This window comes from Nocardia sp. NPDC004722, from assembly GCF_053601505.1.
In genome coordinates, this window is the sequence record NZ_JBSGBY010000571.1 from 1 (window position 1) to 5,519 (window position 5,519).

Annotated in this window: 5 protein-coding genes; 4 read left to right on the forward strand and 1 reads right to left on the reverse strand. The window is 69.1% G+C overall.

What is annotated here, in order from left to right; all coding sequences use genetic code 11:
• The first annotated feature begins 26 nt into the window (after positions 1-26).
• Genes ACWELQ_RS36780 through ACWELQ_RS36790 form a run of 3 tightly spaced genes read left to right on the forward strand, consistent with a single transcriptional unit; the run spans position 27 to position 3,933 of the window.
• The gene (locus ACWELQ_RS36780; RefSeq protein WP_452401636.1) at positions 27-1,109 is read left to right on the forward strand and encodes an L-talarate/galactarate dehydratase; all 1,083 of its coding nucleotides are present in this window, start codon (positions 27-29) and stop codon (positions 1,107-1,109) included.
• 52 nt (positions 1,110-1,161) lie between these two features.
• Positions 1,162-2,625 (forward strand): aldehyde dehydrogenase (NADP(+)), encoded by a 1,464-nt coding sequence (locus tag ACWELQ_RS36785; protein ID WP_452401632.1) that lies wholly within the window; start codon positions 1,162-1,164, stop codon positions 2,623-2,625.
• A gap of 39 nt (positions 2,626-2,664) precedes the next feature.
• Positions 2,665-3,933 carry a glucarate dehydratase family protein gene (locus tag ACWELQ_RS36790; RefSeq protein ID WP_452401633.1) on the forward strand — a complete coding sequence of 423 codons (1,269 nt, stop codon included), beginning with the start codon at positions 2,665-2,667 and terminating at the stop codon, positions 3,931-3,933.
• Here the strand turns inward: ACWELQ_RS36790 and ACWELQ_RS36795 are convergent.
• A complete protein-coding gene (locus ACWELQ_RS36795; protein WP_452401634.1) occupies positions 3,930-4,631 on the reverse strand; it encodes a hypothetical protein in 702 nt (233 codons plus the stop codon). The genes ACWELQ_RS36790 and ACWELQ_RS36795 overlap by 4 nt on opposite strands.
• A gap of 140 nt (positions 4,632-4,771) precedes the next feature.
• Between ACWELQ_RS36795 and ACWELQ_RS36800 the strand changes: the two genes are divergently transcribed.
• The coding region (locus tag ACWELQ_RS36800; protein WP_452401635.1) for a zinc-binding dehydrogenase at positions 4,772-5,519 on the forward strand (748 nt) is incomplete at its 3' end.

The window sequence follows — 5,519 nt, forward strand, 5'->3', positions numbered from 1 at the left end:
GCGTCACCGAGGAGATCCGCACCCCGGTGACGCTGCCGCTGCCGGGCGGCATCAGCGACGCGAAGGTGCTCACCGGTCGGCAGCGGCCGATGACCGAGGTGGCGGTGCTGTTCGCCGAGATCACCACGGCCGCGGGGCTCGAGGGCCTCGGGATCGGCTATTCCAAACGCGCCGGCGGTCCGGGCCAGTTCGCGCACGCCCGGGAGCTCGCGCCGCTGCTGCTCGGCGAGGATCCCAGCGATATCGCGCGACTGTGGGACACGCTGATGTGGGCGGGCGCGTCGGTCGGCCGCAGCGGTCTGTCGGTGCAGGCGATCGCCGCCTTCGATGTAGCGTTGTGGGATCTCAAGGCCAAGCGGGCGGGGCTGCCGCTGGCCAAACTGCTGGGCGCGCATCGGGATTCGGTGCGCTGCTACAACACCTCCGGTGGATTCCTGCACGCCCCGATCGAGGAGGTGCTGGATCGGGCGGCGGCCGCGCTGGAGTCGGGCCTCGGCGGCATCAAGATCAAGGTCGGGCATCCGGACCACGGGGTGGATCTGGCGCGGGTCGCGGCCGTGCGCGAGAAGATCGGCGAGCACGTGCCGCTCATGGTGGACGCGAACCAGCAGTGGGATCGGCCGACCGCGCAACGCATGTGCCGCGCCCTCGAACCGTTGCGGCTGACGTGGATCGAAGAGCCCTTGGACGCTTACGATTTCGCCGGGCACGCGCGGCTGGCGCAGACCTTCGACACCCCGATCGCCACCGGTGAGATGCTGACCAGTGTCGCCGAGCACGCCGAGTTGATCAGGGCGGGCATCGATATCGTGCAGCCGGACGCACCCCGGGTCGGCGGCATCACCCGCTTCCTCGACGTGATGGCGCACGCGCACCGCGAACAACTACAGCTGGCACCGCATTTCGTGCGGGAGGTGCACGTGCACCTGGCCGCCGCGTACCCGCTGGAACCGTGGGTGGAGCATTTCGAATGGTTCGATCCGCTCTTCGAGGAGCGGCTCGAGATCCGCGACGGGCGCATGCACCTGTCCGGGCGGCCGGGACTGGGTGCGACGCTCAGCGAGCAGGCTCGCGCGTGGACCGTCGCCGAATTCGAGGTCCGGTCATGAGTGCCCGGCCGCTGACGAAGCAATCCCTCAATTCTGTGTTGTGGAGGAACCGATGATCGCGGATACGCCCCTCGAACGAATCGACGGCATCATCGCGACGGCGGTGCGGGCCGCGGAACACCTGGCGGAATCCACCCCGGCACAGCGCGCCGGGTGGCTGCACGCCGCGGCCGACGGCATCGAGCGAGCCGGTGACGAGCTGATCGCGCTGGCCGTCGCGGAAACTCACCTGCCCGAACAACCCCGATTGCGATCGGAGCTGGCGCGCACCGTCTTTCAGCTGCGTCTGTTCGCCGAGGTGCTCACCGACGGCGAATTCCTGCGCGCCACCATCGATCACGCCGACCCGTCCTGGCCGATGGGACCCCGCCCGGATATCCGGCGCACGGTGGTGCCGCTCGGACCGGTGCTGGTGTTCACCGCCGGGAATTTCCCGTTCGCGCTCAGTGTGGCCGGGCACGACACCGCCGCCGCGCTGGCCGCGGGTTGCCCGGTCATCGTGAAAGCGCATCCCGGACATCCGGAGCTGTCCGCCCGCACCCGTGACGTACTGGTCGCGGCGCTGGCCGCCGCCGGTGCGCCCGAGGGCGTGTTCGAGAACATCTACGGCATCGACGCGGGGACGACCGCACTGCGGCATCCGGACATCCAGGCCGCCGCCTTCACCGGTTCGGTGCCCGGCGGACGCGCCCTGTTCGATATCGCCAACGCCCGGCCCCGACCGATTCCCTTCTACGGCGAGCTCGGCAGCCTCAATCCCGTGGTGGTGACCGCGGGTGCGGTGGCCGCGCGCGGCAAGGACATCGCTCAGGGATTCGTCGGATCCTTCACTCTCGGAGCCGGACAGTTCTGCACCAAACCCGGATTGCTGCTGTTACCGGTCGCGCACGGGCTCGAGCAGGACCTCGTGGATGCCGTTTCGGCAGTGCCCGAACAGCGGATGCTCAACGACCGTATCGCGGCCGGTTACCGGGCCGGAGTCACGGCACTGGGCGAGCAGGCAGGCGTTGCGCGACTGGCCGCACCGGACTTCGAGCCGGGCGGCGACTCCGGTTTCCGGCCCACTCTCCTGCGCGTCCAAGCTCGTGACTTCCTCACCGACCGTGAGCTTTTGGACCGGGAATGCTTCGGCCCGGAGTCCCTAATCATCGAATACGACGGCGAGGAAGAACTGCGCGCCGTGCTCAACGCGCTCGAGCCCGGTCTCACCGCCACCGTGCACGCGGAGGAATCCGAACACGAACAGGTCCGAGCGCTGCTACCGCTGCTGACCCGGCTGGCCGGACGGCTGCTGTGGAACGGCTGGCCCACCGGTATCACGCTGTCGTGGGCGCAGCAGCACGGCGGACCCTATCCGGCCACGACCGCCCCGCAGTTCACCTCGATGGGCGCCGCCGCGATCGAGCGCTTCCTGCGGCCGGTCGCCTGGCAGGACTTCCCCGACACGCTGCTGCCCGCCCCGCTGCGGGAAGCCAATCCGTGGCGACTGCCTCGCCGCGTCGACGGTAAACGCTGACGCCCCAACGATCCGGCAATCCGACAGGACTCCGCAGCCATGACCACCGCCCTCCCCGTGATCACCGACGTTCGGCTCACCCCCATCCTCATCTCCGACCCGCCACTGCTGAATCTCTCCGGCGTGCACCAGCCGTACACGCCACGGCTGATCGTCGAGCTGATCACCGACGGCGGAGTCGTCGGTCTCGGCGAAACCTACGGAGACAGTGCGTATCTGGCCCGGGCTCGCGAACTGGCGCGGGACCTGATCGGTCTGCCGGTGGGTGCCATCACCACCATCGGCGGGCTCGGTCGCACCGAGAGCACGCTCATCGACGCCGCACCGGCCGCCAGCGGGCTGCGCGGCGCGCTGACCACCGACAAGGTACGGCTGTCGGTGGTGTCGGCGTTCGAGGTCGCCGCATTCGACGCCCTGGGCAAACACCTCGGCGTACCCGTGCACACCCTGCTCGGCGGCAAAGTCCGTGACCGGGTGGAGTATTCGGGCTACCTGTTCTACAAGTGGGCCGAGCACCCTGGCGGCGACATCCCGGCCGATCCCTGGGGCCCCGCGCTCGATCCCGACGGCATCGTGGCGCTGGCCCGGAAGTTCCTGGTGCAGGGCGGTTTCCGCTCGTTCAAGCTCAAGGGCGGCGTCTTCGCGCCGGACGAGGAGATCGCCGCGATCAAGGCCCTCGCACGGGCCTTCCCCGGCGCCCCGCTGCGACTGGACCCCAATGGCGGCTGGTCGCTCGAGACCGCGCTGCGCGTGGCCGAGGAACTCACCGGCGTCGTCGAATACCTCGAGGATCCCACCGCGACGGTCGAGGACATGGCCGAGGTGCACCGGCGCAGCGGAATCCCCTTGGCCACCAATATGATCGTCACCTCCCTGGCCGAGGTGAAACCCGCCTTCGACCTGAACGCCGTGCAGATCGTGCTGTCGGATCACCACTTCTGGGGCGGCCTGCTGGCCACCCGCGACCTCGCCGCCGTCTGCCGCGCCTACGGCAAGGGCCTGTCGATGCACAGCAATACGCACCTGGGCATCAGCCTGGCCGCTATGACCCATGTGGCCGCCACCGTCCCGGATCTGGGCTACGCCTGCGATACCCACTACCCGTGGCAGTCCGAGGATGTCCTGACCGAGCGCTTCGTATTCACCGCCGGTGCGCTCGACGTGCCCGAAAAGCCCGGCCTCGGCGTGGAGTTGGACCGCGACACCCTCGCCCGCCTCCACGAACGCTGGAATGCCATGCCCGCCATGCGAGAACGCGACGACGCGGCGGCCATGCGCCGAGCGGACACCGGAATCCGCACCGGCTAGCCGACCGCGCGGTGCAGGTCGGCCTCCTCGAAAACCGTCATCCACTCCGCGCCGACCGCCCGGTAGCCGAAGCGCGCGTTGAGGGCGTTGATCACCGCGGGCATGTGCGCCGCCCCGTAGACGACGGCCACCACCTCCCGCCGATCATGACGTTCCTCGTACACCCGGGACAGGGTCGCCACCAGGTCGGCGTCGCGCTCATCGATCGCGAACTCGGTCATGCGGCGGGAGCGCATCCGGATCTCGGAGTTGTCGCTGATCTCGAATCGGTTGCGCAACAGCCAACCTCGGCCGCCGAGCGCCATGACCACCACGTAGAACGGAATCATCAGCACGAGGTCCAGGTACGACAGCAGGTCGAGCCGCTCCTGACGACTGTGATCCGACTGCGCGTCGGGCCACAGGACGGGTATCCCCAGTGCCTCGTAGTCGATGTTCTGGTTCGCCAGCTGCCACGCGGCCCGCTGGAAGGTGAGCCGCATGGCGTACAGGATCGCCATGCCGGTCGAGCTGGGCATGTCCCAGCCCTCAGCGACGATCAGGTCGCACTCGCGCAGCCGCTCCCCCACGTCGCGATAGAACTCGGGCTGTCCGATGTGGATCATCGGAAACAGCCGGAACGTCAGTGGCTTTCCCCGCGCGCGCAACTCGATGATCGCCGACCGCAACCCGAACACGCTGTACTCGGTGATTTGCACCGCCCACCCCCATGGCCGGCAACGGGCCGGAAATGCCCGATTGCTGTCCCACGAATGGTACGCGGCAACGGGGATTTGACCTCAACCATTATTGAGGTTGCAAGGTGGGTCGGACGGAATCCCCAGACAGAGGAGTTGTCGTGCGAGCCATTCGACTTCACGAGTTCGGAGCGGCGGAGAACCTCCGCTACGAGAGCGTCGCGGATCCGGAGCCAGGGCCCGGGCAGGTGCGCATCGTCGTCGCGGCGGCAGGGGTTCATCTGCTCGATACCGCACTGCGGCAAGGGATCGTGGGCGGGCCGATGCCGTTGCCGGAGTTGCCCACCATCCCGGGGCGTGAGGTGTCGGGGACGGTCGACCGGGTGGGGCCGGGGGTCGAGCGACGCTGGATCGGACGGCGGGTGGTCGCCCATATCGGGCAGGCGCCCGGCGGGTATGCCGAGTTGGTGGTGACCGAAGCCGAACGGCTGCACGAGATTCCGGATGGACTCGACGACGGCACGGCCGTGGCCATGATCGGCACCGGGCGCACCGCCCTGGGCATTCTGGGGTTCGCCGACATCGGTCCGGACACGGTGGCGCTGGTGCCGTCGGCGGCGGGCGGGATCGGGACGCTGCTGGTGCAGTACCTGGTGGCGGCGGGCGCGACGGTCATCGGGCTCGCAGGTGGGAAGGCCAAGGCGGATCAGGTGTACGAGAACGGCGCGGATCTGGCGCTGGACTACCGCGACCCGGCATGGCCGGAGGCGGTGCGCGCCCGCTACGGGGAGCGACCCGCCACTGTGTTGTTCGACGGCGTCGGCGGCGAGGTCGCCCGGGCCGGGGTCGAACTGCTCGGCAAGGGCGGAGCGCGACTGGTGTTCGGATGGTCCGGCGGCCAGGTCGAAT

Excerpts from the sequence above, each read along its gene's own strand:
- ACWELQ_RS36785 (WP_452401632.1), top strand. The coding sequence starts at position 1,162 with ATGATCGCGGATACGCCCCTCGAACGAATCGACGGCATCATCGCGACG.
- ACWELQ_RS36790 (WP_452401633.1), top strand. The coding sequence starts at position 2,665 with ATGACCACCGCCCTCCCCGTGATCACCGACGTTCGGCTCACCCCCATC.